19 protein-coding genes are annotated in these 26,069 nt (G+C 70.0%); 8 read left to right on the top strand and 11 right to left on the bottom strand.

Going from position 1 to position 26,069, the window contains the following annotated elements:
* Window position 1: 1 nt before the first annotated feature.
* From ACEYYH_RS13805 to ACEYYH_RS13835, 7 genes are read left to right on the top strand one after another with little or no spacing between them, the layout of a single operon-like run.
* Window positions 2-319, top strand: a complete 318-nt coding sequence (locus tag ACEYYH_RS13805; protein WP_374974930.1) for a hypothetical protein — start codon at window positions 2-4, stop codon at window positions 317-319.
* Window positions 316-690, top strand: a complete 375-nt coding sequence (locus ACEYYH_RS13810; protein WP_374974931.1) for a GPW/gp25 family protein — start codon at window positions 316-318, stop codon at window positions 688-690. Before ACEYYH_RS13805 ends, ACEYYH_RS13810 begins: the two co-directional genes overlap by 4 nt.
* The gene (locus ACEYYH_RS13815; protein ID WP_374974932.1) at window positions 687-3,410 is read left to right on the top strand and encodes a putative baseplate assembly protein; all 2,724 of its coding nucleotides are present in this window, start codon (window positions 687-689) and stop codon (window positions 3,408-3,410) included. The genes ACEYYH_RS13810 and ACEYYH_RS13815 overlap by 4 nt, the downstream gene beginning before the upstream one ends.
* Window positions 3,407-5,956, top strand: coding sequence for a putative baseplate assembly protein (locus tag ACEYYH_RS13820; protein ID WP_374974933.1), 2,550 nt, complete (start codon window positions 3,407-3,409; stop codon window positions 5,954-5,956). The genes ACEYYH_RS13815 and ACEYYH_RS13820 overlap by 4 nt, the downstream gene beginning before the upstream one ends.
* Window positions 5,953-8,130, top strand: a complete 2,178-nt coding sequence (locus ACEYYH_RS13825) for a hypothetical protein (RefSeq protein WP_374974934.1) — start codon at window positions 5,953-5,955, stop codon at window positions 8,128-8,130. The genes ACEYYH_RS13820 and ACEYYH_RS13825 overlap by 4 nt, the downstream gene beginning before the upstream one ends.
* Window positions 8,131-8,151: 21 nt before the next feature.
* Window positions 8,152-11,370, top strand: a complete 3,219-nt coding sequence (locus ACEYYH_RS13830) for a DUF6519 domain-containing protein (RefSeq protein WP_374974935.1) — start codon at window positions 8,152-8,154, stop codon at window positions 11,368-11,370.
* 13 nt (window positions 11,371-11,383) lie between these two features.
* Window positions 11,384-11,773, top strand: coding sequence for a hypothetical protein (locus tag ACEYYH_RS13835; RefSeq protein ID WP_374974936.1), 390 nt, complete (start codon window positions 11,384-11,386; stop codon window positions 11,771-11,773).
* A 289-nt stretch (window positions 11,774-12,062) separates the two neighbouring features.
* Here the strand turns inward: ACEYYH_RS13835 and ACEYYH_RS13840 are convergent, their stop codons facing one another.
* Genes ACEYYH_RS13840 through ACEYYH_RS13855 form a run of 4 tightly spaced genes read right to left on the bottom strand, consistent with a single transcriptional unit; the run spans window position 12,063 to window position 16,416 of the window.
* The gene (locus ACEYYH_RS13840; protein ID WP_374974937.1) at window positions 12,063-13,280 is read right to left on the bottom strand and encodes a glycoside hydrolase family 1 protein; all 1,218 of its coding nucleotides are present in this window, start codon (window positions 13,278-13,280) and stop codon (window positions 12,063-12,065) included.
* Between the two features lie 40 nt (window positions 13,281-13,320).
* Window positions 13,321-14,214 (bottom strand): carbohydrate ABC transporter permease, encoded by an 894-nt coding sequence (locus ACEYYH_RS13845; RefSeq protein ID WP_374974938.1) that lies wholly within the window; start codon window positions 14,212-14,214, stop codon window positions 13,321-13,323.
* 1 nt (window position 14,215) lies between these two features.
* Complete coding sequence (locus tag ACEYYH_RS13850) at window positions 14,216-15,136, bottom strand: carbohydrate ABC transporter permease (protein WP_374974939.1); 921 nt, start codon at window positions 15,134-15,136, stop codon at window positions 14,216-14,218.
* Window positions 15,133-16,416 (bottom strand): extracellular solute-binding protein, encoded by a 1,284-nt coding sequence (locus ACEYYH_RS13855; protein ID WP_374974940.1) that lies wholly within the window; start codon window positions 16,414-16,416, stop codon window positions 15,133-15,135. The genes ACEYYH_RS13850 and ACEYYH_RS13855 overlap by 4 nt, the downstream gene beginning before the upstream one ends.
* Before the next feature lie 163 nt (window positions 16,417-16,579).
* Between ACEYYH_RS13855 and ACEYYH_RS13860 the strand changes: the two genes are divergently transcribed.
* Window positions 16,580-17,578 carry a LacI family DNA-binding transcriptional regulator gene (locus ACEYYH_RS13860; RefSeq protein WP_374974941.1) on the top strand — a complete coding sequence of 333 codons (999 nt, stop codon included), beginning with the start codon at window positions 16,580-16,582 and terminating at the stop codon, window positions 17,576-17,578.
* A 68-nt stretch (window positions 17,579-17,646) separates the two neighbouring features.
* Here the strand turns inward: ACEYYH_RS13860 and ACEYYH_RS13865 are convergent, their stop codons facing one another.
* The 7 genes from ACEYYH_RS13865 to ACEYYH_RS13895 all read right to left on the bottom strand — a co-directional run bounded on the left by ACEYYH_RS13865 (window position 17,647) and on the right by ACEYYH_RS13895 (window position 25,899).
* Entirely contained in the window at window positions 17,647-19,218 is a 1,572-nt protein-coding gene (locus ACEYYH_RS13865) for an amino acid permease (RefSeq protein ID WP_374974942.1), read from the bottom strand.
* 58 nt (window positions 19,219-19,276) lie between these two features.
* On the bottom strand, window positions 19,277-20,077 hold the full coding sequence (locus ACEYYH_RS13870; RefSeq protein ID WP_374974943.1) for a FadR/GntR family transcriptional regulator: 801 nt from the start codon (window positions 20,075-20,077) through the stop codon (window positions 19,277-19,279).
* A 72-nt stretch (window positions 20,078-20,149) separates the two neighbouring features.
* On the bottom strand, window positions 20,150-21,163 hold the full coding sequence (locus ACEYYH_RS13875) for a LacI family DNA-binding transcriptional regulator (RefSeq protein WP_374974944.1): 1,014 nt from the start codon (window positions 21,161-21,163) through the stop codon (window positions 20,150-20,152).
* A gap of 2 nt (window positions 21,164-21,165) precedes the next feature.
* On the bottom strand, window positions 21,166-22,071 hold the full coding sequence (locus ACEYYH_RS13880; protein ID WP_374978227.1) for a carbohydrate ABC transporter permease: 906 nt from the start codon (window positions 22,069-22,071) through the stop codon (window positions 21,166-21,168).
* Between the two features lie 8 nt (window positions 22,072-22,079).
* The gene (locus ACEYYH_RS13885) at window positions 22,080-22,961 is read right to left on the bottom strand and encodes a carbohydrate ABC transporter permease (protein WP_374978228.1); all 882 of its coding nucleotides are present in this window, start codon (window positions 22,959-22,961) and stop codon (window positions 22,080-22,082) included.
* Window positions 22,962-23,034: 73 nt separating this feature from the next.
* Window positions 23,035-24,372, bottom strand: coding sequence for an ABC transporter substrate-binding protein (locus tag ACEYYH_RS13890; RefSeq protein WP_374974945.1), 1,338 nt, complete (start codon window positions 24,370-24,372; stop codon window positions 23,035-23,037).
* 54 nt (window positions 24,373-24,426) lie between these two features.
* Window positions 24,427-25,899: a family 43 glycosylhydrolase gene (locus tag ACEYYH_RS13895; RefSeq protein ID WP_374974946.1), complete on the bottom strand. Its 1,473-nt coding sequence runs from the start codon at window positions 25,897-25,899 to the stop codon at window positions 24,427-24,429.
* Between the last annotated feature and the right edge of the window lie 170 nt (window positions 25,900-26,069).

A 26,069-nucleotide genomic window follows, 5' to 3' on the forward strand; every position in this document is an offset into this window, starting at 1 on the left:
GATGCCGGGACCCGTGCTCACTCAGGCCTCATCCGTGCTGTGCGCGCACGGCGGGGTGGCGACGGCCGTGTCGCCTTTCCCGCGGGTGCTCGTCGCCGGCGCGCCCGTCGTGACGCTGGCGACGCAGTACGCGATCGCAGGATGCTCGCTCTCGACGTCGTCGGGCCCGTTCGACGTCAGCGGGCAGTGGGTCGCCGGGGCCATACGCGTGCTGGCGGGCGGCATGCCGGTCGCCGTGGCGACCGGGTCGTCGATCACCGTTGCGACCGGTGCGCCGCTGATTCCCGGCGCCGTGCAGCCGAGGGTGGTGGCGTCATGAGCGGCACCCTCGACTTCCCCTGGGCCGTCGACGGCACCGGCCGCACGGCGACGACCGGGCGTGACGAGCACGTGCGCGACCTCATCGAGCAGGTGCTGCTCACGTCTCCCGGCGAGCGCGTCATGCGGCCGGAGTTCGGCGCAGGCCTGCTCGCGCAGGTGTTCGCACCCGGCGGACCGGAGGCGGCCGCAGCATCCCAGTTCCTCATCCAGGCGTCCCTCGAGCGCGAACTGGCCGACGTCATCGCGATCGAGTCGGTCGAGGTCGAAGCCCAGGACGCAGCCCTCGTCGCGACGATCACGTACGTCGTACGCGCGACCGGATCGCACGAGGTGCAGACGTTCCGCACGCCGCCGGGGGTGTCGGCATGACCTGCTACACGTGCGGCGACCAGCGCCGGCTCATGGCGGTGAAGCTCGCGGGCCTCAGCAACGGCATCGAGTTCCTCGAGGTGCGCGACCACGACGAACCCGTCCACGCGCTGCGCCAGCGAACGCTCATCGTGCGCCTGCTGCTGCCGGTGCCGGCGGGCCTCGACCGCACGTGGATCGCGATCGAGGGCGGCGAGCGCATCCGCCCCGTCGGCGTCGAGTGGGCGAGGGCCGGGACCGACCTCGGGGGCGGCGAGCTCGCCTTCATCGACGGCTACGACGATCCGGCGACGTTGCTCGTCGTACGCACGGCGCGGTGGGGCGACTTCTCCCTCTACACGCTGCGTGTGCGCACGCCCGGCACCGTCGAGCCGCCCACCGGCTTCGACCCGCTGCTGGCCGCCGTGCCCTTCTCCTTCAAGGTCGAGTGCCCCAGCGACCTCGACTGCCTCCAGCCGTGCACATGCCCGGCGGGCGTGCACCACCCGCCGCCGATCGACTACCTCGCGAAGGACTACCAGGGCTTCCGCCGGGTCATGCTCGAGCGGATGGCGCTGCTCGCACCAGGATGGACGGAGCGGTCGTCGGCCGATATCGGCGTCATGCTCGTCGAACTGCTCGCGTACGCCGCCGACGAGCTGTCGTACCGGCAGGACGCGGTGGCCACCGAGGCGTATCTCGGCACCGCTCGCAGCCGCATCTCGCTGCGCCGCCACGCGCGCCTCGTCGACTACCGCGTGCACGACGGTGCGAGCGCCCGGGTGTGGGCGCGAGTTCTCGTGGGCGAGGGCGCCGTCGACGTCCCGCTCGCGGCGGGCACGCGGCTGCTGACGCGCGTGCCCGGGGTCGACGACCAGCGTCTCGAGGAAGCCACCCGCGACTACGGGCGGGTCATCGACGCACGGCCCGTCGAGTTCCAGACCGTGCACCACGCACTTCTCGACGACGATCTCACCGAACTGCGCTTCTGGACCTGGGGGCGCCTCGACGCCACCCTGAAGCCGGGCACGACGTCGGCCACCCTGCGTGGCGCCCACCCGAAGCTGCGCGCGGGCGAGGTGCTCGTGCTCGCCGAGACCGTCTCCCCCTCGACGCGGATCGCGGCGGATGCCGACCCCGGCCGCCGCTTCGCGGTGCGACTGCTCGAGGTGCGGACGGCGAAGGATCCCTCCGGCACCCTCTTCGACGGCGGCGAGGAGGACGTCACCGAGATCCGCTGGCACGAGGAGGACGCCCTCCCCGCCGCGCTGTGCATCGCGGTCGACGGGATCGAGACCGCGGCTGCATGGGGCAACATCGTGCTCGCCGACCACGGGGCGACCGTCGCCGGCGATGGTGGAGACGGCGAGCCCCTCGGAACGGTGCCGGTGTCGCGACTCGTGCGCGCGGCCGCCGACTGCGACGACGACGGCGAGCGCGTTCCCGCCCGATACCGCCCGTCCCTGAAGCAGCTCCCGCTCACGCGCACCGTCGTCCGTGATCGCGAGGTGCTCGCGACGGCTCCGCTCACCCCCGCGCTGGAGGCGGAACTGCAGGGCAGCGCCTCCAAGGACGAGCTGCAGGCCCTCTTCGCCGCCGCCGGCATCGCGCAGATCGGCGACGAGGCCGTCGTGCAGGGATCAGGGACGCTGCACTCCCTGAGCTTCGGCGGGCGCGCGTGGCTGCTGCGCACGAACGTCGCCGACAACACGCTCGAGGTGCTCGAGGAGTGGGGTTCGGCCTCCGCGGTCCGCGCCGGAGACCCGCGATCCGCGACGCCGGCCATCACGCTCACGGGCGAGGAGCCCAGCGGTGCCGCGCACGACTGGCACCCGAGCCCCGACCTCATCGCGAGCGACGGCGAGCACCACGCGTTCGTCGTCGAGCAGGAGCACGACGGCACCGTGCTGCTGCGCTTCGGCGACGACGAGCACGGCGCCCGGCCGCCGGAGGGGACCGCGTTCCGAGCGACCTACCGCGTCGGCAACGGCGCCGCGGGCAACATCGGGCGCGAGAGCCTCGCGTACCTCGTGGGCGCCGGGACCGACCTCGTCGGCGTGATCAACCCGCTGGCGGCGTTCGGGGGCGTCGATGCCGAGACCGGGGACGAGATCCGACGAGATGCCCCGGCGACCCTGTCGATCCAGGAGCGGGCCGTGACGACCTCCGACTACGCGGCCAAGGCGCAGCTGCATCCCGGTGTCGAGAAGGCCGAGGCGACGTTCCGCTGGACCGGATCGTGGCACACCGTGTTCGTCACCGCGGATCGCCGCGGCGGCCGGCCCGTCGACGCCGGGTTCGAGGGCGCCCTGCGCGCGCAGCTCGAGCGCTACCGGATGGCCGGCTATGACCTCGAGGTGGACGGCCCGACGTTCGTGCCGCTCGACGTCTCGCTGTTCGTATGCGTCGAGCGCGGCCACCGTCGTTCGGCGGTCGCGCGCGAGCTGCGGGCCGCGCTGTCCGATGCCGACCTGCCCGACGCGCGCGTGGGGCTGTTCCACCCCGACCGCCTCACGTTCGGCAGACCGGTCTACCTCTCGGCGATCCTCGCCGCCGCACACGCGGTGCCCGGGGTGGACTCCGTCGAGGTCCTGAGCTTCCAACGGCAGCACGAGCCCTGGTCGAGCGGCATCGAGTCGGGCATCCTCCCGATGGGGCGCCTCGAGATCGCGCGGCTCGACGACGATCCCGACTTCCCCGAGCGCGGGGTGCTCGCGCTGACGTACGGAGGCGGATCATGAGCACGCACCACTCCGCGTGCGGCTGCGCCGCGTGCCGGGCGGCCGCGGCGCCGCCGCTGCCGGTCGCCAACCGTCCTGGGCTCCGGTCCATCCGATACCGGTCGGGCACGCACGGGGACTTCCTCTCGGCCATGATCGCGGGGCTCTCGCGCGACACCAGCCCGCCGACCCAGCCGATCCCGCCGGCCACCGACGCGCCGCAGCCGCACGAGGCGCGGCCGGCGTTGCGGGGTCTGCGCACGCGGGACGCCGACGACGTCACGATCGCGCTGCTCGACGCGTTCGCCGTGACCGCCGACATCCTCACCTTCTACACGGAGCGCCTCGCGAATGAGGCGTACCTCGGCACCGCGACCGAGCGCACGTCGCTGCAGGAGCTCGGCGGTCTCGTCGCCTATCGCCTGGGGCGCGGTGCCGCCGCGGAGGCGACTCTGGCGTTCTCGCTCGAGAAGCCGCCGGCGCCCCTGCCTGAGTCGATGAAGGATCCCGGGATCGCGCCGCCCGCCGTGCCCACCGCGCTGTCGCTGCCCGTCGGGCTGCGGGTGCAGAGCGTGCCCGGACCCGACGAGCAGCCGCAGACGTTCGAGACCGTCGAGCAGATCGAAGCGCGACCCGAGTGGAATGCACTCCCCGTCGTGCCGACCCTCCCCTTCCCGCAGGTCGCGGCGCCGAGCGAGGCGTGGTTCGAAGGCACCACGCTGGGGCTCGCGCGCGGCGACGCCCTCCTGTTCACGGGGCCGGAACTCGGCACGGAGTGGGACCTTCGCACCCTCGATTCCGTCGAGGTCGTGGAGAAGGAGGGGGTGACGCACGTCACGTGGACGGGCGGGGTCGCGTCCACCATGCCCCCCTCGCTTCCGATCGGCGACCTGCGGGTGTTCGTGTTCCGCCGCCGGTTCGCCGTCTTCGCCCACAACGCGCCCGTGTGGGTGCTCGCCGACCCCGAGGCCGACCCGCCGTCGTACCTGAATCCCGACAGCGACGGCGACTTCGTCGCGGCGACGTCGTCGGGCGACACGACCTCGACCTTCCTCGACGGCGCCCACCCCGGGATCCCGATCGGGTCGTGGCTCGTCCTCGACGCCGCCGCGACGAACGGCCGCTTCCGCGTCGCGTCCGTGCGGGAGGCGTCCCGTGCGATCTGGGGCGTCTCGGGACGCACGACCGAACTCACGCTGACGGGCCCGGCGCTGGGCGTCGATGTCTCGCCGCGGGAGGTGACCGTGCTCGCCGTCCCGGAGCGGCTCGCGCTGGCCGGTGTCCCGGTGACGTCCGCGATCTCGGGCACGACGCTCCTCGTCGACGGGGACGCGAGTGAGATGGTCGCGGGACGCACCGTGATCCTGTCGGGGACGGATGCTGCCGGCACGGCGGTCAGCGAGCCGGTCGTGGTCCAATCCGCCGACGCCGTCGCCGGCGGCCGGACCCTGCTCACGCTCGCCGCCGCGCCCACGATCGCGCCGAAGCGCGCATCCGCCGTCGTCTTCGGCAACGCCGCCCGCGCGACGCACGGCGAGACCGTGACGCAGCTTCTCGGCTCGGGCGACGCCCGGGTGCCCTTCGCCGCCTACCGCGTGCAGCAGACGCCGCTCACCTTCGTGCGTGCCGAGACGCCGCGAGGCACCGCGTCGACCCTCGAGGTGCGCGTCGACGACGTGCGCTGGACCGAGGTGCCCACCACGGCCACGGCCGGTGCGAACGATCGCGTGTACGAGACCCGCGACGACCCGGACGGCGGCCTCAGCGTGGTGTTCGGCGACGGGACGCACGGCGCTCGGCCGTCGACGGGCTCGACGAACGTGCGCGCCCGCCACCGCAAGGGCGTCGGCGCCGCGGGCAATGTGCGCAAGGACCAGCTGGGCATCGCCCTCGACCGGCCCCTCGGGCTCAAGGGCGTGACGAACCCCGCGCCCGCCGTCGGCGGTGTCGAACCCGAGTCCGAGGGCGAGGCGCGGCGCGCCATCCCGATCCCCGTGCGCACGCTCGGGCGTACCGTGTCGCTCCTCGACTACGCCGACTTCTCACTGGCGTTCTCGGGCATCGGCAAGGCCCGCGCCGACGTGCTGCCGGCGCAGGGCGGACCACTCATCGTGGTGACGGTGACGGATGCTGCGGGCGCCGCGCCCCCCGCCCAGATCGTCGAGCGGCTCGAGCGCGAACTCGTGCGCTGGGGCGACCCGCTCGTGAAGGTGGCCGTCGTGCCCGTCCGGCCGGTGGACTTCCGGATCGCCCTCAAAGTCGACACCGATCCTGATCGCGAGCGCGGGAAGGTGCTCGCGTCGCTCGAGCGAACCCTGCGCGACACGTTCGGTGCGTCCGCCCGCGCGCCGGGCGATCCCGTTCACGCCTCCGAGATCGTCGCGGTCGCGGCATCCGTCGTCGGCGTCGTCGGTGTCGACCTCGACCAGTTCCACCGCGGCACCGCGCCGGGTCTCGCCAAGCGCCTGGTCGCGGCGTCCGCTGCACTCGCGGTGCCCGATCCTCTCGGCGCCGAGCTGCTCGCGCTCTCGCCCGTCCCGTTCCCGCCCCTTCAGGAGATGCCATGACCGAGCCCGAGGCCGGAACGGCCGCCTCGCACCTCTGGCAGCTGCTGCCGGCGGTGTACCGCCTTCGCGACGGCGAAGCGGGCGGCGTGCTCGCCGAGCTCCTCGACGTCTTCGGCGACCAGCTGGAGGTGCTCGCGGAGGAGCTGGCGCAGCTGTACGACGACCAGTTCGTCGAGACGGCCGCCCCGTGGGCGACGCCGTACGTCGGCGGTGTCGTCGGCTACCGGCCGATCCACGGCGTGGTTCCCGAGGTGGTCTCGCCGCGTGCCGAGGTCGCCAACACGGTCGCCTATCGCCGCCGCAAAGGCACCGCGGCGGTGATCGAGCAGCTCGCGCGCGACGTCACCGGCTGGCCGGCCCGCGTGTACGAGTCGTTCGAACGCGTGGCCACGACGCAGTACATGAACCACGTGCGTCCGCACGCGGCGACGAGTGCGGGCCTGCGCGACCACGAGGCCCTCCACCACGTGGTGCAGCAGGGCGCCGCGTTCGACGACCTCGCCCACACGGCGCACACCCGTCCCCTCGACTCGACCTGGCGCGAGCGACGGGGGCGCTACGGCATCGTGAAGGTGCCGATCTTCCTGTGGCGGACGCAGCCGGTGCTCATGGAGCGTTCGCCGCTCACCCCCGACCCCTCGGCCGATGGGCGCCGGTTCCGGTTCGATCCTCTCGGCGCCGACACGCGGCTGTTCAGCCAGCCGCGGATCGAGACCGACATCGCGCACCTCGCGGAGCCGCCCGACGTGCCGCAGCCGCTCACCGTCCGGTGGGCCGCCGACCATGCGCCCTCCGTCTACGGGCCGACGCTGTCCCGCGCGCGCCGATCGATCCTGCTCGAACGGCAGACGGGTGGCGGCGATCCAGCGGCGATCCCGCTCGCGGTGGTGCGGTTCGCCGATCTCGCCGACGTGCCGGGCGGCGGCGGCGCGTGGGCGCATGAGCCGGATGCGGGGGACGTGCACATCGACCCCGCGCTCGGCCGCGTCTGGTTCGGCGACGCCCTCGCCGCCGACGAACAGGTGCTCGCGACCTTCTCGATCGGCATGGCGGTCCCCGTCGGCGCGGGCAACCGCCGCCGCGGCGACGATCCGCTCCCCCTCCCCCGCCGCACGGTCTCGGCGGGTGGATCCCTGCAGGCCGAACTCGACCTCACGCAGGAGGCCGGCACCGTCCTCGTCGTCGACTCCGACCGCTACGCGCAGAGCGTCACGATCACGTCGCTCACGCCCGACCCGACGGCCGGTGATGACACGGCGGTGTGTCTCGCCGCCGACGCCGGCGCACGCCCCTCGCTCGAGCTCTCGTCGCCGCTGAGGCTCGACATGGCCGCGAAGAGCACGGTCGTCCTCGACGGCCTCCTCGTCTCGGGCGCCCCCGTCGTGCTGGACGAGGTCGACCCGCCCGACCGCGAGCGCCGCACGATCGTGATCCGCGACACGACGCTCGTGCCGGGAATCACCCGCACGACGGCCGGGGAACCGTCCACGCCCACTCGAGCGAGTCTGATCGTGCTCGACCCTTTCGCCTGCGTCCGGATCGAGCGCAGCGTCGTGGGTCCGATCGTCGCCGTCGAGGGCGCGTCGATCGAGATCGTCGACTCCGTCGTCGACGCGTCGTCGCGCAGGGGCGTGGCCGTCACGGGCCGCGACGGCGCGTCGCCGCGCACGGTGGCGGCCGTCGCCGACTGGGAGGCGGGCGACGGCACCGCGGCCGCCGGCGACCTCGACATCGTCGCGTCCACGGTGGTGGGCAGCATCCGTTGCCTCCGATTGGATGCCTCGAACTCGCTCCTGCTCGCGGCGACGGCCGAAGGGGATGCCCGGCCCCACCCGGTGCACGCCGAGCGCAAGCAGCAGGGCTGCGTGCGGTATTCGTTCGTGCCGGACGGGTCGCGCACGGGGCGTCGGTTCCAGTGCGCTCCGCGGCCCGACGACCCGCTCGCGGTGCAGCGCGCGTCGCGCGCGAGATTCGGTTCGATGCGGTACGGCGACCACGACTACCTGCGGCTGCACGAAGGAACGCACGATCGCGTCCGCCTCGGCGCCGACGACGAGGGCGAGATGGGTGTGACGCACCGCCTCTACGCGCCGCAGCGCGAGGCGAACCTGCGCATCCGCCTCGACGAGTACCTGCGGTTCGGCCTCGCGGCCGACCGCGTCTTCGCGACATGAATCCGGGAAGGGGACGAACTGATGGGTGCTGACCTCAGCGGCGTGCGGTTCGACGCACGCATGGATCACTCCGGCGTCGTGCTGCAGCAAGGTCGCCTGCTGCTCGACGGCGACTGGAACGAGCTCGTCGCCATCCTCGAACGGCGGCTGCGCGCCAACGTCGCCGACCTCGACGGCCCCGGCCCGCAGGCGGGCATCCAGGGCACGGCAGCGGTGTCGAAGGTGACGCCGGACGCCTTCAGGCTCGCGCTCGCGGGCGGGGATCTCGCGATCGGCCGAGGCCGGATGTACGTCGACGGCCTGCTCGCCGAGAACCACGGCGCCCAGCCCGACGACACCTTCGACCCGATCCTCGCCGAACCCGTGGGGCCCGACACCGTGACGTACGCGGGGCAGCCGTACCTGCCCGATCCGCCGGACCTCCCCGCCGACGGCACGCACCTCGTCTACCTCGACGTGTGGCCGCGCGAGGTCACGCACCTCGAGGATCCGGCGCTGATCGAGCCGGCGATCGGCGTCGACACCACGGCGCGCGCGCAGACGGTGTGGCAGGTCAAGCACGTCGCTGTACCGGCCGGTACGACCTGCGGGGCTCCCGACGACGACATCGCGGGGTGGACCGCGTTCACCGCGCCCTCCGGCGCCCGACTGACCGTCCAGGCGATCTCGGTCGTCGACGACGACCCGTGCGAACTGCCGCCGACCGGCGGCTATCGCGGGCTCGAGCACCAGACGTACCGGATCGAGATCCACGATCCGGGCGAGCCGGGGACGGCGTCGTTCAAGTGGTCCCGCGACAACGGATCCGTCGCGAGCGCCGTCGTCGAGGTGCTGGACGCCGGCGCCGCGGTGCGTCCGGCGTCGTTGGGCCGGGACGACGTGCTCGGCTTCCACGACGGGGACTGGGTCGAGATCGTCGACGACCATCGGGAGCTGCGCGGCGAGCCCGGCGAGCTGCGCCGGATCGAGGTGGACGACGCCGACGGCACGATCGCCTTCGCCGGGGCCGCGCTGCCCGCCGACCTGCAGCTGTCGATCGACGAAGCCGCCGAGCGCCACCTCCGCGTGCGCCGCTGGGACCAGGTGGGCGTCGTCAAGAACACGGCGGGCGGCACGGTCGTCGACCTCGACCAGGCCGCGGCGACCGGCGCGATCCCCGTCCCGGCCGCCGCGGCGGATCGGATCGTGCTCGAGCACGGGCTCGTCGTCGGGTTCTCCTCCGCCGGTGGGGCGTTCCGCACCGGCGATCACTGGATCGTGCCCGCACGCGCGGCCGACGCCTCAGGCGACGCCCCCGGCGTAGACCCGCTGCTCGACGCGGCGCCGCCGCTCGGCATCCATCACCACTATGTGCGACTCGGCATCCTCACCTCCGGGAGCGTCACCGACTGCCGCCCGAAGTGGCCGACGCCCGGCGAAGGCGGCTGCGACGACTGCGGCTGCGAGTGCACCGTGTGCGTGACGCCGGTGTCGCACGTCAGTGGCGAGCTCACCATCCAGGACGCGGTCGACAAGGTCATCGCCGCCGGTGGCGGCACGGTCTGCCTCGCGATCGGGCTGTATCCCCTCCGGGAACCGGTGCGGGTCGACGGCGCGGCGTCGCTGCGCATCCGCGGCCAGGGCGTCGGGTCCATCGTCGTCGCGTCCGCCTCGGACGGGTTCGTCGTCACCAAGAGCCGGTTCGTCACGATCGAAGACCTCGCGGTGCTCGCGGCGAACGACTCCGCGGTGGTGCTCGACACGACGGTCGCCGCGACGGTGCAGCGCGTGACGGCTCTCGTGCTCGCGCAGGAAGGACCCTCGCGGGCCGCCATCGCATTGGCCGGGACCGCCTTGCTCACGACTCTGCGCGACAACATCGTGGCCGCGCCGACGGGCATCGGCCACGCGGGCGTCGGGGCGGACGACCGCCGCCGCGTGCTGCTCGTCGCCGAATTCGCGGCGACCGACAACATCGTCGTCGGCCGCGACTTCGGGATGCGGCTCGACGGCACGACCGCATTCCTGCTCGCGAACCGCGTCGCCGACAACACCGTCGTCCGGGCGCGCGAGGGCGGGATCGTGACCACCGGATTCGTCTCCCCGAGCACCGTCATCCCCGGCAGCTCCGTCACGATCGCCGACAACACCGTGATCGTGGGCGGCACGGGCATCTCGGTCTCGGAGGGCGGCTTCGCGATCACCGGCAACCAGGTCGGTGCACCGCGCTCCGAGCAGCCGGCCCGCACCGACGGCATCGCGATCGTGCCGACACCCGCGGGCGAGCTGGTGCGCGACGTCGTGCGCATCGACGGCAACCGCGTCCGCGGGGTGGGCGGTCACGGCATCGTCGACTACGCCTCCGTGCAGACGCTCGAGGTGACGCGCAACCGCGTCGAGCTCGCCCAGCACGGCATCGTGGTCGACGAGAAGGCCGCCGTCGAGCTCGCCACCGTCTCGGGGAACACCGTCATCGACGTCGGCTCCCGCGACACCGACGAGGCGGTCGGGGTCTTCGCGATCCGCGTCGTCAACGCCGCGCGCGCCACCGTCGAGTCGAACACCGTACGCGGGGTCGGCACGGCACGCAGCATGGGCGGCGAGTCTGTCGGCATCGATGTCGTCGCCGCCGCGGAGTCACGCGTCGCGGGGAACACCGTGGAGCGCGTGGGTCCGGCAGACGGCGGCCGGGGCGAGATCGGCATCGCCGTGCGCGGCTTCGCCCGATCCCAGATCGAAGGCAACGCGTCGCGCCGCTACCCGGTGGATCCCGACTTCGATCCCAACGGGGGCCGCTTCATCGGGCTGCTCGTCGGCAGCGCCGACGAGCGCGACCTCGACTTCGGCCTCACGAAGGCGGGCGGCATCGTGACTGGTCTCGGCTCGTTGGTCTTCGGCGTCGCCGCCGCGGCGGCCGTCGGATCGGCCCGCATCGTCGCCCCGCTCGTGACCGTCGACGGGAACATCGTCGCCGGCGGGGCCGGCGACGCGCCGCCCGCGATGATCATCGGGCTGCGCGGCGACGCGATCGTCACCTCGAACCACGTGCGCGGCAACCGGGAGTTCGGCACAACCGCCCTCCGCCTGCGCGCCGAGACCGGCACCGTCGCGCAGAACCGGTTCTGGGGCGGCAGGGAGCCCACCGCGGACCTCTTCCTCTCGGGGGCCTCGGTCCTCGGCAACATCTCGACCGGCATCGTGTTCCTCAACGGCGCGCCCGTTCCCCCGCCGTGGGACGTCCTCAACGTCATCGGCATCTGAAAGAGGCGGCATCATGACCCCCACGTCCAAGCCCAAGCCCCCATCCAAGCCCCGACGGCGCCCGAAGGCAGACGCGACCCCGCGCGAGGATCGCGTCGCCGACGACGCGGCCGTGACCGCGCTGCTCGACGTGCTGACCGACGGCGTCGCCACACTGCCCGAAGCCCTCGAGCGAGGCGAGGAGGCCCGGCGCGCTCGCGCCGAGTCCGCCCGCGAACTGCTCGGCTCCCGCGAGCTGAGGGCGGCGGCCCGACGCGTACCCGAACTCGGCAGGAGCATCGAGACCGCTCGTGCAGAACTGGATCGCCAGGACACAGCCGCCGAACAGGCGCGGTCTGAGTTGCACGATGCGAGCAAGGAGTGGCTCACGGCGCTCAAGGCGCTGCGGAACCCGGGCGCATGACGCCGGGGTTGACCGGGGGGCCGACGCGAGAATGCCGGCGCCCCCGGTAGCCGCGAGCTCGGGACCCACGGCCGGGGTGCCGGACCGGGGCTCCGGCGCATCCCCCACTGAAGAGACACGCCCCTGGGGAATCTATTACGCGAGTTCCGACGTGTTTCGACGCGCGTTCCCCGATGTGCCGACGCCCGGTCGAGCGAAGGGCAGATCCGGGTCGGTTTCGGATACGAAGGGGAGGACGGATGCCGCGGCCCGCAGCATCCGCCCTCCCCTTCCGTCCGTCCGAATCCGCTCAGACCGACCGCAGCTCGGCGTGAGCCGTGGCGGGGATCTCGTTCCGTCGTGCCAGGCCGCCCAGCCAGCCGAGGCTCGGCTTCGGGGTGCGGGCGAACGTCTCGTGGTCGACGGCGATCAGCCCGAAGGTCGGCCGGAACGACCCCCACTCGTAGTTGTCGAGCAGCGACCAGTGCAGGTACCCGCGCACGTCGCACCCGTCGGCCATCGCCGCGGCCATGCCTGCCAGCGCACCCGTCGTGTAGTCGATGCGCCGGGCGTCGTCGGACGTCGCCATGCCGTTCTCGGTGACGATCATCGGGATGCCGCCCGTGACCTCGCGGGTGTGGCGCAGCGCGTGGCCGAGCGCCTCGGGGTAGTACTCCCAGCCCGTGAGCGTGCGCTCGGTGCCCTCGGGCCACGGCTGCGGGCCGTAGCCCAGCTCGTCGTCCGTCGGACCGATGATCGTCCGCAGGTACGACTGCACGCCGATGAAATCGTCGTTCCGCGATTGCTCGAGGAAGAAGTCCTCGCGCCAGTACTGCCACTCGTCGCGCTGCTTCTCCCATCCGGGCACCGCCTGGAACACCTGGTTCGCCACCGTCCAGCCCGAGCGGATGCCGCCGACCCCGCGCAGCACCTCGGTCGAGGCGTGGTGCGCGTCGGCGATGGCCTGGGCGACGAACGGCGACGGACCGGGGAAGTTGACGCCGTTCTCGGTGTCGATGCGCGCCTCGGTCTGGTTGACCATCATGTTCGGCTCGTTGATCGTGACCACGAGGTCCACGTCGTCGAGGATCGACGCCGCGATCTCGGTGAAGCGACGGAACCGGTCCGTGCTCTCTTCGGCATACCAGCCGCCCGAGTGATCCCACCAGCGCGGGAAGGTGAAGTGGTGGAGCGTCACGATCGGCTGCACGCCGTGGTCGCGGCACGTGTCGATCATGCGGCGGTAGTGCGCGAGCTGCGCCCGCGAGACCACGCCCTCCTCGGGCTCGATGCGCGACCACTCCAGCGAGAACCGATACGCGGTGAGCCCGGCGTCGGCCAGCAGCGCGATGTCCTCGGGATAGCGGTGGTACGAATCGCAGGCGTCACCCGAAGGCTCCGGGATCTGAGTGCCCGTGGCGTACTCGTTCTCCCAGTGTCCGGTGTTGACGTTGCCGCCCTCGATCTGGTGACCGGCGGTGGCCGCTCCCCAGATGAACCCCTCGGGTGCGGCGATGACACTGCTCATGAATGCTGATTCCTTTCTTGCGGAGGTGTCGGGATCGGGGTCACTTGATCCCCGTCAGGGCGATCCCCTGGATGAAGTGGCGCTGCATCGCGATGAACAGGATCAGCACCGGGATGATGATGAGGAATGACCCCGCCATCTGCAGCCCGTAGTCGGAGCCGTGCCCGCCGGCCTCCGCCGAGAAGAGCGCGAGCGACACCGGCAGGGTGTACATCGAGTCGTCTTGCGAGATGATCAGCGGCCACAGGAAGCTGTTCCACGACCCCATGAACGTGAAGATCGCGAGGGTCGCCAGCGGTGCCTTGCACAGTGGCAGCACGATCTGGAAGAACGTGCGGAACTCCCCCGCACCGTCGATCCGTGCTGCGTCGAGGAGTGAGTCGGGGATCTCCAGCATGAACTGCCGCATCAGGAACACGCCGAACGCGCCCACCATGCCCGGCAGGATCAGCCCCCAGTAGGTGTTGACCATGCCGAGGTTCGCCACCAGGACGAACTGCGGGATCAGCGTGACGATGCCGGGCACGAACAGCGTCGCCAGCACGACGACGATGATCACGTTCTTGCCGCGGAAGCTCATCTTCGCCAGTGCCCAGCCCACCATCGACGAGAACAGCAGCGTCGTGGCGACGGTCACGGCCGCGAGGAACACCGAGTTGAAGAACGGCCGGAGGATGTCGAACTCGAACAGCCACGCCCGGAAGTTATCGAGAGTCGGATGCTGCGGCCACCACGTGACCGGACGTGCCATGATCTCCGCCTTCGTCTTGAAGGCGCCGAGCACCATCCAGACGAACGGCAGGACTGTGGCGGCGAGGCCGATCGACAGAGCGACCAGCACAGCGAGGTTGCCCCACCGGATCGTTTTGCGCGGTGACCGCGTCGACGCGGTCTCGACCTCGGTCTCGGCGGGTCTCTGAAGGGTTGTCGTCATGTCAGGTCCTCTGACGGAAGAAGCGGAACTGGATGAGCGCGAGAATGCCGACGAGCGCGAACAGCACGTACGCCCCGGCGGCGCCGACCGAGTAGTTGCCGTACTTGAACTGGTTGTAGACCTGGAGCGCGATGGACGTGGTCGACTCCAGCGGGCCGCCGTTGGTCATGACGAACGGCTCGTCGAAGAACTGCATGTAGCCGGTGGTCACCAGGATCGTGTTCAGCAGGATCGTCGGCATCATCATCGGGATGGTGATGCGGAAGAACTTCTGCACGGCGTTGGCGCCATCGATCGACGCGGCCTCGTTGACGTCGGCGGGGATCCCCTGCAGACCCGCGAGGAAGATCACCATCGAAGCGCCGATGTTGCGCCAGATCGCCATGATGGTGATCGCCAGGAGCGCGGTGTTCGGATCGCTCAGCCAGTTGGGCCCCGTGATCCCGAACCAGCCGAGGATCGCGTTGATGGCGCCCGTGTCCTGGTACATGATGCGCCACACGACGGCCACGGCGACGATCGTCGTGATCACCGGCGTGTAATAGCCCACACGGAAGAACGTGGCGACCTTGCGGCTCACCGAGTTGAGCATCACCGCCAGCACGAGGGCGATGAACAGCGTCGCCGGCACGCCGATCACGACGAACATCAGCGTGTTGAACAGCGCGCGCTGGAACGACGGGTCGGTCAGCACCGCGACGAAGTTCTCGAACCCGACGAAGTTGACGTTGAACGGGTTGCGGATGTCCCGCGCCCGCAGGTCGGTGAACGCCATCGCCAGCGAGCTGACGAGCGGGATGAGCCCGAACACCCCAAACGTCAGGACGAAGGGCGCGACGAAGACCCAGGCGATCGCGGCGGAGCGCCGCCGCTGCGCGGCCAGGGAAGAGACCTTCCCCAGCCGCGCCGGAACGGTTGTCACCACCCGAAGCCGATCTCATCGGCCTGCGTCTGGATCTCCTTCGCCGCATCGGCACTCGTGATCTCACCGCGAGCGACCTGCTCGGAGTACTTGCTGATGAGGTCCGAGATCTGCGACCACGCCGGGTAGTTCGGCGTGGCGACCGTGTTCTGCAGCTGCTCGGTCAGCGTCTTGGTCACCGGGTTGTCCTGGATCGGCGCGTAGTCCCCGGCCGCGATGTTGGCCGGAAGCTCCCCCTGCAGGTCGTACCAGGCCTCCTGCTGCTCCTGCTCGCTCATCCACGACAGCAGCGACCATGCCGCCGATTTGTTGTCGGACGCCGAGAACACGCCGAGGTTGCCGCCGCCGATGTACTGGTCGTTGTTGCCGCCGGGGCCGGTCGGCGAGACGGTGTAGCCGACGGAGTCCATCGTGAAGCCCTCGGGCGCGGTGCCCTTCTCGATCTCCTCCTCGTAGATGTCGAGCATCCAGGGGCCTGAGATGAACATCGGCGTCCCGCCGTTCTCGAATGTCGCGTCGGTGTCGCCCATCGGCGCCTCGCCGCGCTGGAAGTAGCCGCCGTAGTAGTCGAGTGCCTCGACGAACTCGGGGGTGTCGATCGTCCACGCGTCGCCGTCAGTCATCGAACCACCGGCCTGGGCGTCGAACGGCACGATGACCTGCGCCGGCTGCTCGGTGGGCTTGGGCAGGCTGAAGCCGAAGGTTCCTCCAGGACGCGACGCGAAGGCCGCCGACATCGCCTGCGTCTCCTCCCACGTCGTGGGCGCCGACAGGCCGAGCTCGGCCGCGATGTCCGCGCGGTAGAAGAGGAAACGGGTCTCGACGTACCACGGCATCGCGTACAGGTCCGTCTCGCCGGTCACCGAGTCCACGGCGGCCGGGTAGAAGTCGTCGGTGTCGTAGACGCCGTCCGGCACGGCGTCGAACGCGCCCATTCCGATCACGGTCGCGGTCTGGTCGGAGCCGGTCATGATGATGTCCGGGCCCTTGCCGGCGGCCGTCGCGGTCTGCGCCTTCGTGATCACCTGGTCCCAGGGCACGTCCGTGATCTTGATGCTGACGTCCGGGTTGGCCTCCACCCAGTCCGCGGTGAGCTTCTCCAGGTTGTCGGCGTGCCCGCCGGCCGTCCAGATCTCCACGGCGCCCGAGGCCTTGCCCTCTCCCGCAGGGGCGACCGACGAACCCTCGGCGGTGCCGTCCGCGCTGCGGCCGCATCCGGACAGGACCAGGGCCGCACCCAACGCCATCGCCGTGATCGCCGTGACTCGCATCCCTTGCATGCTCACTCCTTCGTGTGTTTTCGATACGATAGCTCGAAATTTCGTGCCTCGGAGTGAGACTATAGGGCGACAGGACGGCGCAAGTCCAGCGAGAGCTGTAAAGTCGGTCAGCGATCGCTCGCGTTTGGCGCTAGCATTTTCGGAAAGTTGATCCGGAGGAACAATGGCAGTCCCACTCGCCCAGGTCGCGGCCGAGGCGAAAGTGTCCATCCCGACGGTGTCGAAGGTGCTCAATTCCCGGCCCGACGTGTCGCGCGCCACGCGAGACCGCGTCGCCGCGGTCCTCGAGCGCCACGGCTACGAGATCCGGATGCGGCCGAGGATGGCGACCGGATTCCTCGACATGCGGGTCGTCAACCTCGACCAGGCGTGGTCGGAGGCCGTCGTCCGAGGCGCCGCCGAGGCGGCGAAGGCGCACGGCAAGGACCTCGTCCTCGCCGTCGAACCCGACCCTGAGGATTGCGACGAGTGGGTTATGCACGCGCTGGAACGCGGCTCCGACGGACTGTTGAGCGTCGTCGCGGTACCGAGTCCCGAGGCGCGGCAGCAGCTGGCGGAGGCCGGCATCCCCCTGGTCGTCGTCGACCCGCTGCACCGGATGCCCGAGGGGACCTTCTCGATCGCGGCGACGAACTTCCAGGGCGCGTTCGACGCCGCACAGCATCTCCTCGAACTGGGCCACCGCCGCATCGCGACGATCACCGGTCCTCTGGATCAGGACAACGGCATCGCCCGGCTCGCCGGATTCCAGGCGGCGCTGCAGCAGGCGGGCGTTCCCGTGGACGACGACCTCATCATCCGCACCCACTACGGGATCGATCAGGGCTACGACGCCACGCGGATCCTCCTCACCCGCGGATCCCGCCCGACGGCGATCTTCGCCGCGAGCGACGACAGCGCGCTCGGCGCCATCCGCGCGCTCCGCGAGGCGGACTTGCGCATCCCCGACGACATGTCGGTGATCGGCTTCGACGATCTCCCCCACTCATCCTGGATCGACCCGCCGCTCACGACCATCCGCCAGCCGCTCGCGCAGATGGGCAGCGCCGCCGTCGACGTGATCGTCCGCGTGCGCGCCGGACGCCACCCGCATCCCGCGGCCCGCGCCGAGCTGTCCACCACGCTGGTGGTCCGGTCGTCCACCGCGCCGCTGCGCGGCTGACGTCGGTCGCAGGACGGAAGAGGAGGACGGTTGCTGCGGCCCGCAGCATCCGTCCTCCCTTCAGCTGCTCAGTCGCGCCGTCGCAGGGCATCCTCGGCAGGTCGCGTGGCGATGACGGGGTGGGTGCCGGTGTAGCCGTCGCGAGCGCGGGCGGCGGCCTGGATCTTGCCGCGTGCGGCGAACCACCCGACGATGAGAGCGGGGATCAGCACGACCAGGGACGCGAGCACCCAGCGCCCGGTTTCCGAGAACGCCATGGTGACGAGCACGAACGCGAGGAACGCCAGCGTCAGGTAGGACGTGAACGGCGCCCCGAAGAGCCGGAACGCAGGACGGACGACCTTCCCCTGCTTCGCCCACCGCTGCAGCTTCAGCTGACAGAGGATGATGGTCGCCCAGCCGCCGATGATCCCGAGCGCGGAGATCTCGAGGACGATCTCGAACGCCTGCGACGGCCACAGCGCGTTGATGCCGACGCCGGCGAGCGTGATCACCGCGGTGAGCAGGATGCCGCCGTAGGGCACGCCGTTCTTGCTCATGGCGGCGGTGAAGGCCGGCGCGGAGCCGTTGACCGACATGGACCGCAGGATGCGGCCGGTGGAGTACAGGCCCGCGTTCAGGCTCGACAGCGCGGCCGTGAGGACGACGAAGTTCATCACCGATCCCGCGATCGCTCCGGCTTCGGGCGACCCGATGTGGGAGAAGAACGTCACGAACGGCGACTGGCCCGCCTGGTACACGTCGAACGGCAACAGCAATGACAGCAGCAGGATCGATCCGACGTAGAAGATCGCGATCCGCAGCACGACGGTGTTGATCGCCTTCGGCATCACCTTCGCGGGATTCGCCGTCTCGCCGGCAGCGGTCCCGATCAGCTCGATGCCCGCGTAGGCGAACACCACCCCGGTGATCGCAAGGAGAGGCGCGATGAATCCCATCGGGAACAGACCGCCGTTCTCGGCGATCACGGTGAAACCGGTCGGGCCGACGTCGGTCGACCCGTTGAAGATGATGAAGCACGTGCCCACGATGAGGAAGATCACGAGCGCGGCGACCTTGATGAGCGCGAACCAGAACTCCATCTCGCCGAACAGCTTGACGCTCACGAGGTTCAGGGACAGCACCACGACCAGCGCGACCAGCGCGATCACCCATTGCGGGATCTGCTGCAGAGGTTCCCAGTACTGGGCCCAGAAGTTCACGTACAGAGCCGCGGCGGTGACATCGACGATCGAGGTCATCGCCCAATTGAGGAAGTACATCCAGCCCGCCCCGAAGGCGAGCTTCTCCCCATAGAACTCCCGCGCGTACGAGACGAACGACCCGGACGACGGCCGATGCAGGACCAGCTCGCCGAGGGCGCGGAGGATGAGGAAGGCGAAGAAGCCGCAGACGGCGTAGACCAGGATCAGGGCGGGACCGCTGGATGCGAGGCGACCGCCGGCGCCCATGAACAGGCCGGTGCCGATGGCGCCGCCGATCGCGATCATCTGGATCTGGCGGGGCCGCAGGGCCTTGTGGTAGCCGGCGTCCTCACTGGAGAAGTCCTGGACGGCTTCGGCGCGGTCACCCGTCAGCTCGCGATCGTTCTCGAGAGCGTCTTCGGGATCCATCTTGGCGACGGGGTGGTTGTCGGTCATGACATGTGCCTTTCGAAGGGTGGTGCACGAGGGGACCACTCGGCAAGGGGCGACTCCGTCAGCGCCGCTCGTCGAGCATCGTGATGCTGAGCAGAACCTCCTTCACCTGGTCGAGGTGGTAGCCCATGCTGTCCTCTGCCTCTTCCACCGATCCACGCGCGATCGCGGCGATGATCGCCCGGTGCTCGGCGTCGCTGTGGCGACGGCGGCCGGGCGTGAGGTTGATGACACTGGACTGCTGCGTGAGGGCCAACCGGATGCTCTCCAGGACGTCGGCGAACACAGGGTTCCCAGACGCGGATGCGATCGCCGCATGAAGCCGCGCGTCGAGATCGACCCACCGCTGGGGGTCCTCCTCCGCCTCCATCTGCTCCTGCAGCTCCTGCAACGCCGTAACCTGATCCTCGCTGCGACGCACCGCAGCAAGCGCCGCCGCCGCCACCTCGATGTGAGGGCGCGCCTCCATGAGGTGCCCGGCCGAGTAGCTGCCGAATCGCATGTCGCCGGCCGGTTCCGTGGCGGTGACGAAGGTGCCCCGCCCGGTTCTCGTCACCGTCAGCCCCCGCGTCTCCAGGATGCGAAGCACCTCACGGACTACCGCCCGCGAGACCCCGTACCGCGCAGCGAGCGCCTGTTCGGACGGCAGCCGATCCCCCACGCGCGCGATGCCCGCGGCGATGGCCTCACTGAGGTCGCGCAGCACGTAGTCCACCGCACCGACGCGGCCACCGGCGGGCGGCGCTGTCCAGCTGTCTGACAGGGGTTCCATGTCTCCATGCTGGCCATCCCCTGTTTCGGAGCCGTTTCGACCAGGCACAATTCGCGTGACGTCATCGTCCTGCTGACGGTCGGACTCCACGGCTGCGGCGACCGGTGCCGCTCGATCCCCCGTGTGGGTGCGCCTGCATCGCTCGGCGCGTGCCGCCGAGCGCTAGACGGACTGTCGCAGCACCGGCGGGCAGGTCACGAGGTAGGGTCCCGCGCCGTCCGCCTTCTCGAGTCCGAGGAGGACACGCACTGCGGTGGCACCGAGCTCATAGTGCGGCAGCGCCACCGTCGACAGCGGCGGGCGCAGGTGTGCGGCGATGACGTCCTGGTTGTCGAATCCCATGATGGCGATGTCATCCGGGATCCGGAGCCCGCGCTCCCGGAGGCCGTCGTACAGGCCCATCGCGACCCGGTCGTTGTGGCAGAACACCGCCGTGACCTGTGCGGCGACGACCGACCCGGTCGCCGCGTACCCGCCCTCCTGTTCAGGAGCGGCGAAGAGCGCCAACGCGGGGTCGTACGGCAGCCCGGCTGCCTCCAATGCGGCACGGTACCCGGCCAGCCGGCCGGTCTGGGCGGGTGAAGGGGTCGTGGTATTGATGAATGCGATGCGGCGATGACCGGCGGCGATCAGTTCCTCGGTGGCGACGCGTCCGCCCTGTTCCTCGTCGGGAACCACCGCGGGAAGGTCGCTGCCCGTCGCGAAGCAGTCGACAAGCACGGTGTCGGTCTGCTGCAGCGCCTGGGGCACGGTGATCTCGTGGTGATACCAGCTGGAGTAGAGCACGCCGTGGACCTGGTGCTCGAGCATCATGGCGATCGCTTCGTCCTCGGCGGCGCGATTCCCGTCCGTGTCCGCGACGAGGAGGACGTAGCCATGCCGCCACGCCTCGTTCTGCGCACCGTGGATGATCTGGCCGGCGAACGGGGTGGTCGCGATCGCGTCCGACACGAGACCGATGAACCGGGAGGTCCCCTGAGAGAGCGTCTTCGCCAACGCGTTCGGCCGGTAACCGAGCGCGGCCACGGCTTCCTGGACGCGCCGACGGGCGTCGTCGCCGATCCGCGCGCCGGGTTTGTCGTTGACGACGTGCGACACGGTGGCCACCGAGACCCCTGCCGCCTTGGCGACATCGCGCATCGTCACCGCGGACCCGGCCCTGCCGTGATCGGGCATCCTCACCCCTTCGTCGCTCCGCTCTCGAGTCCGTAGATCATCGCCTTGTTCAAGACCAGGAACACGAGCAGCAACGGAGTCACGGTGACGCAGACCGCAGCGAACGTCGCAGTCCAGTCGGTGTTCCCCATCGCTCCGATGTAGTTTTGCAGACCGAGCGGGATCGTCTTCAATCCGTCGGAGAGCACGAAGGTGTTCGCGAAGATGAAATCGTTCCAGATGAAGATGCTGTTCACGAGCACCACGGTGACGATGGTGTTCACCGACAGCGGCAAGGTGATGCGCGCGAAGATCCGGTAGGGGCCGGCGCCGTCGAGGGATGCCGCCTCATAGGTCTCTCGCGGAATGTACTTGTAGAACGACGAGAACAGGTACACCGCCATCGGGAGCGAGAACGCCGCGAGAGGGATGATCATCGACATGTGGGTGTCGAGCAGGCCGACCTGCGAGTAGTCGATGAACAGCGGCACCAGGGCGATCTGCACCGGCACGATGATGCCCAGCAGCAGTAGCGCCCTCACTGAGCTGCTGAAGCGGAAGCCCAGCACCTCCAGCGCATATGCCGCCATCATTCCTGCGATGACGATGAGGGCGCTGGCGCCCAGCGTGACGATCAGGCTGTTGAGGATGTTCATCCACAGGTTGCCCGTCCCGAACGCACGGGCGTAGTTGTCGAGGGTGAACGACTGAGGGAGCGCGAACGGATTCCCCGCGGCGAAGTCGGCCGCTGTCCGGAAGCTGGTCACGAACAGCCAGAGGAGCGGATAGACCTGCACGATGACGATGAGCACGATCGTCACGGTGAGCAGGGTCCGCTGCAGCCGCAGTCGCGGCGACTGCGAGGGTCGACGCCGAATCGGCGCGGGGGTCGGCCTGGGCGGCGCCGGCGGAGCGGGCGCATGGAGCATGGAAGCGGTCATGAGTCGTCCCTTCGGCGAAGGAGGAGGAAGATGATGCCGACGGCGACCAGGCATTCGACCACGATGAACACCGAGATCGCGCTGGCGTATCCGTAGTCGGTGTGCACGAAGGCGGTCTTGTACATGTAGGTCGTGAGCAGCTCGGATGCCTGACCCGGTCCTCCGTTGGTCAGCAGGTAGGGGATGTCGAAGCCGCGCAGCGCGAAGGTGGTGGCCATGATCGTCGTGGTGATCCACACGGGGCGGATGTACGGGAAGCGGATCCGCCAGAACACCTGCCACCACGAGGCGCCATCCAGTCGCGCCGCCTCCTCCAGCTCACGCGGGACCGCGAGCAGCGCCGCGTAGATGATCAGCATGTAGAGGCCGGTGAACCGCCATCCCTCGGGGATGGACACCGCGGCCAGCACGGTCTGCACGTTCGACAGCCATGCGGTCTGGAAGTTCTCCAGTCCGACCCACGCCAGCACCTGATTGAGCAGGCCCACGGGTTCGAGCGAGTAGATCCGCTGGAAGAGGAAAGCGATCGCGACAGTCGAGATGATCGCCGGCAGGAGATACATCGTCTTCACCAGTTCACGCGCGCGTGGCAGCGCCGTGAGAAGGCTCGCAACGATGAGCGCGCCGCCCAGCTGGAGGATGAGGCAGATCGCGAGGTAGCCGAGCGCGTTGCCGAACGCCGTCCAGAAGACGTCGTCGCGGGTGAACATCTTGACGTAGTTGTCGACGCCCACGAAGACCATGTCGGTGATGCCGTCCCAGCGGAACACGCTGAGGAACAACGACTGAATGATCGGAAGCAGCACCGCGACGCCGTAGAGCAGGAGCGGCGGAACGAGGAACACGAGCACGGACAGCGTGGATCGCCTCGGCAGCATCGAAGCCGAGAGCGAGCGCGACCGCCTCCGGGTCGGCCGCGACTGCGTCGCGGCCGACCCGAGCGCGATGGATTCAGCCATCAGCGTTCTCCGCCAATGTCGCGTCCATCGTCGCGATGAACTCGTCCGGTGTGATGTCACCCTGCACCAGCAGCGTCAGCTCCTGCTGCAGGCGGGTGTTCGTCGCCGGGTCGAGCTGGGTGTCCCATGGCATCGCGATGCGTGGGCCGACGCTGTCGGCCTGCTCGATCGCACGGGTGTACAACGGCGTCGCGTTGTCGGGGACGGTCGTCGCTGCGGTCGTGGTCGGAGACAGGGCACCGGTGGCCGCATACACCTCGGGGTACCGCTCGAGCGCGAAGGCGAGGAAGTCGCGCACCAGCGGGTCGTACGTCTGGGAGTTCACCGCCATGCCGATGCCCGAGGGCGTCACATACTCGTTGTCGTCGGTCACGGCGCCATCGATGGTCGGAAGGGTGAAGTAGTCGACCGTGTCGCGCACGCCCTCGTCCAGCGAGTCGGTCGCGAGGTTGCTCAGCTCCCACGTGCCGATGTTGTACACCGCCGCCTTCCCCGAGGTGAACAGCGCCTGCGCGTCGGCGTAGCCCGTCGACGAGAAGCCCTCCTGGAAGCAGCCGGCCCGGCCGAGCGAGGAGAGCCACTCGGCGGCGGCACGACCGGCCGGGTCGGCGAACGAGGCGTCCCCCGTCTTGAGCTGCTGGACGTACTCGGGCCCCGCCAGGCGGAACGGGTAGTAGGCCATGTACCGCTCGAGCGGCCACTGGTCCTGCCCGTCCAGAGCGATCGGGGTGATGCCCTTCGCGCGGAGCGCTTCGCACATCGCCGGGAAGTCGTCGAGCGTCGCGGGCACCGAGACGCCGGCCCGATCCAGCAGCTCGGCGTTGTACCAGAAGTACTCGAGCTGGAACTCGAACGGCACCATGTACAGCGAGCCGTCGTCGAAGCGCTGGTAGTTCAGCGCCGCCTCACGGTAGTCGTCGGCGAGGCCGAGATCCTCCAGGAGGGCGTCCACGTCCACCATCCGCCCCTGCTCGGCGAGCTTGCGTGCGAACGGTGTGGCGTCGGTGTCGAACAGCTCCGGCAGCTTGTTGGCAGCCGCGAGAGTCTCGTACTTCTGGATGTACGAGGGCCGATCGGGCGTCGTGATGAGGTTGAGTCCGAATCCGGGGTGGTCTTCGGCGTACTCGTCGGCGATCTGCTCCATGGCCGTGATGACGCCGCCATCGGCCGGCCGAGACAGCAGCCACGAGATCTCCCGGGGCACGACCTCGCCGTCCGGGTCGACGTCGGTGGGGTCGGAGGCGCCGGAGGTTCCGGAGCAGCCGGTGAGGATGAGGGCGGTTGCCGCGGCCGCGGCGATCATCGCCGCCCCGCGCGTGATGGTTGTCATCGTGGGAATCTCCTTTGATCGGGTACTGCAAGGGGTGGTGCGGGTGTCGGAGTGTCAGCGCGTGACCGCGAGCGCGTCCGCGTCGAGGTGCTCATCCCTTTCGGTCTCGGCGCGCGACAGCACCGAGAATTCGAGGAGAGTGGCGGTGCCTTCGCCGACGAACGCGCCCAGTCGACCGGTCCGGTGGTCGTAGAGGCGGGTGCTCAGCACCGTTGCGTCGTCGAGCGTCGCCACGCAGAGGTCGCCGTCGACGATGACGTCCAGGACGTGCTCACCTGCCGGGAGGCGGCACGGGCGTTCCAGTTCGATCGCGAACGGGACATCGCCCGAGATCTGCCACTGCTCCGTTCCGGTCGCTCGCCGGGGCCAACGATCGAAGACGAGGCGGCCGCGCGAAGGCTCGAGGCGAAGCACATACCCCTCGTCACCGTCGACGCCGGCACGCAGCAGCACTCCGCACTCGGTCGTGGCGTCGTCGATGTCGAAGCGGGCGCGCAGGCGGAACGCGGACGGGGCATCGACCGCCGTCAGCGCGTCGACGTAGCCCTCTGGCGCGGCCAGCACGGTGCCTGTCGGGATGCCGTGCCCGGGCTCCGAGAAAGTCTCCCTCAACTCAGTGGGGGGATGGAAGGCGAGCGTGCCGTCCCGACGCTGCTCGGCCTCGAGCACGGACATCGTCCCCGCCCATTGCCATGCACCGTCGTCGGCGCCGCCTTCGCGGGAGGCGATCCACCCGAAGAAGAAGCGGCGGTCGCCACGTGCCGCGGATTTCGCGGCATAGTATGCGCGGCCGTCGATCGTGTCGTGTTCGGGTACCAGCCAGGGCCCGTCCAGGCTGCGCGCCATCCGGTAGCGGGTGGTGAAGGCGTGGCTGAACTCCGAGTACACGAGGTACCACCAGTCACCCCACTGGAAGACCTCGGGGCATTCGTGAGCGAGGTACCTTCTCGGGTTCCAGAACGGCTCGGCGGGTTCCCAGGTCGAGAGGTCATGGGACGTGCATTGCGCGATGACACCGCGTCGGCGCGAGGGGCCGGTGGCGTGACGCGCGGTGATCAGCATCCGCCAGACGCTCGCCTGCTCGTCCCAGAACACGAACGGGTCCCGCCAGTCCCCCGTCTCGTAGCCGGCGGTCGCGCCGAACGTGTCGCCCGGATGCCGCTGCCAGGAGCGCATCCCGTCTGTGCTGGTTGCATGCATCACCAGTTGCAGGGGTCGTCCGTCCTGACCCCGCACGTCGGGGTTCTGCCCGGTGTAGAAGACGTGGTGCGTCCCGTCTTCGGCGCGCACGATGCTTCCGGTGTAGACGTTGAAGTCGGATGCCTCGTGCCCACCCGAGGCCAGAGCCACCTGCTCACCCCGGAACTCGGTCAGGTCGTCGGTCGCCACCCGATGCCACGGCATGCCCTCTTTCGGCGTGCGCCGCGACTCGTAGAGGTAGAAGAGGTGGAACACCCCCTCCTCCTGCCAGGGGATGACATCCCCGACCCACGCGCCTTCCGGCTGATAGAACCCTCGCTGGCTCATCGTCACCTACTCTGGTTAATCGGTTACGCAGAGCTTATCCGGCGTAGTGACCGATGGTCAAGCGGTTAACCACCGAATGTCTTGGCCTCAGTGCGAACGCAACGAGCGCCCCCGCTCGACGGCCGCGAGGGCGCTCATCCGAGGACCGGGCGTTCTCTCGAGGCCCGGCG

Origin of the sequence: Microbacterium trichothecenolyticum, assembly GCF_041938625.1 — a bacterium.
GTDB lineage: Bacteria > Actinomycetota > Actinomycetes > Actinomycetales > Microbacteriaceae > Microbacterium > Microbacterium trichothecenolyticum_D.

What these genes read in the sequence shown, in the direction of transcription:
- ACEYYH_RS13805 (WP_374974930.1), top strand. Translation starts at nt 2, where the DNA reads ATGCCGGGACCCGTGCTCACTCAGGCCTCATCCGTGCTGTGCGCGCAC.
- ACEYYH_RS13810 (WP_374974931.1), top strand. Translation starts at nt 316, where the DNA reads ATGAGCGGCACCCTCGACTTCCCCTGGGCCGTCGACGGCACCGGCCGC.
- ACEYYH_RS13815 (WP_374974932.1), top strand. Translation starts at nt 687, where the DNA reads ATGACCTGCTACACGTGCGGCGACCAGCGCCGGCTCATGGCGGTGAAG.
- ACEYYH_RS13820 (WP_374974933.1), top strand. Translation starts at nt 3,407, where the DNA reads ATGAGCACGCACCACTCCGCGTGCGGCTGCGCCGCGTGCCGGGCGGCC.
- ACEYYH_RS13825 (WP_374974934.1), top strand. Translation starts at nt 5,953, where the DNA reads ATGACCGAGCCCGAGGCCGGAACGGCCGCCTCGCACCTCTGGCAGCTG.
- ACEYYH_RS13830 (WP_374974935.1), top strand. Translation starts at nt 8,152, where the DNA reads ATGGGTGCTGACCTCAGCGGCGTGCGGTTCGACGCACGCATGGATCAC.
- ACEYYH_RS13835 (WP_374974936.1), top strand. Translation starts at nt 11,384, where the DNA reads ATGACCCCCACGTCCAAGCCCAAGCCCCCATCCAAGCCCCGACGGCGC.
- ACEYYH_RS13840 (WP_374974937.1), bottom strand. Translation starts at nt 13,280, where the DNA reads ATGAGCAGTGTCATCGCCGCACCCGAGGGGTTCATCTGGGGAGCGGCC.
- ACEYYH_RS13845 (WP_374974938.1), bottom strand. Translation starts at nt 14,214, where the DNA reads ATGACGACAACCCTTCAGAGACCCGCCGAGACCGAGGTCGAGACCGCG.
- ACEYYH_RS13855 (WP_374974940.1), bottom strand. Translation starts at nt 16,416, where the DNA reads ATGCAAGGGATGCGAGTCACGGCGATCACGGCGATGGCGTTGGGTGCG.
- ACEYYH_RS13860 (WP_374974941.1), top strand. Translation starts at nt 16,580, where the DNA reads ATGGCAGTCCCACTCGCCCAGGTCGCGGCCGAGGCGAAAGTGTCCATC.
- ACEYYH_RS13865 (WP_374974942.1), bottom strand. Translation starts at nt 19,218, where the DNA reads ATGACCGACAACCACCCCGTCGCCAAGATGGATCCCGAAGACGCTCTC.
- ACEYYH_RS13875 (WP_374974944.1), bottom strand. Translation starts at nt 21,163, where the DNA reads ATGCCCGATCACGGCAGGGCCGGGTCCGCGGTGACGATGCGCGATGTC.
- ACEYYH_RS13880 (WP_374978227.1), bottom strand. Translation starts at nt 22,071, where the DNA reads ATGCTCCATGCGCCCGCTCCGCCGGCGCCGCCCAGGCCGACCCCCGCG.
- ACEYYH_RS13885 (WP_374978228.1), bottom strand. Translation starts at nt 22,961, where the DNA reads ATGCTGCCGAGGCGATCCACGCTGTCCGTGCTCGTGTTCCTCGTTCCG.
- ACEYYH_RS13890 (WP_374974945.1), bottom strand. Translation starts at nt 24,372, where the DNA reads ATGACAACCATCACGCGCGGGGCGGCGATGATCGCCGCGGCCGCGGCA.
- ACEYYH_RS13895 (WP_374974946.1), bottom strand. Translation starts at nt 25,899, where the DNA reads ATGAGCCAGCGAGGGTTCTATCAGCCGGAAGGCGCGTGGGTCGGGGAT.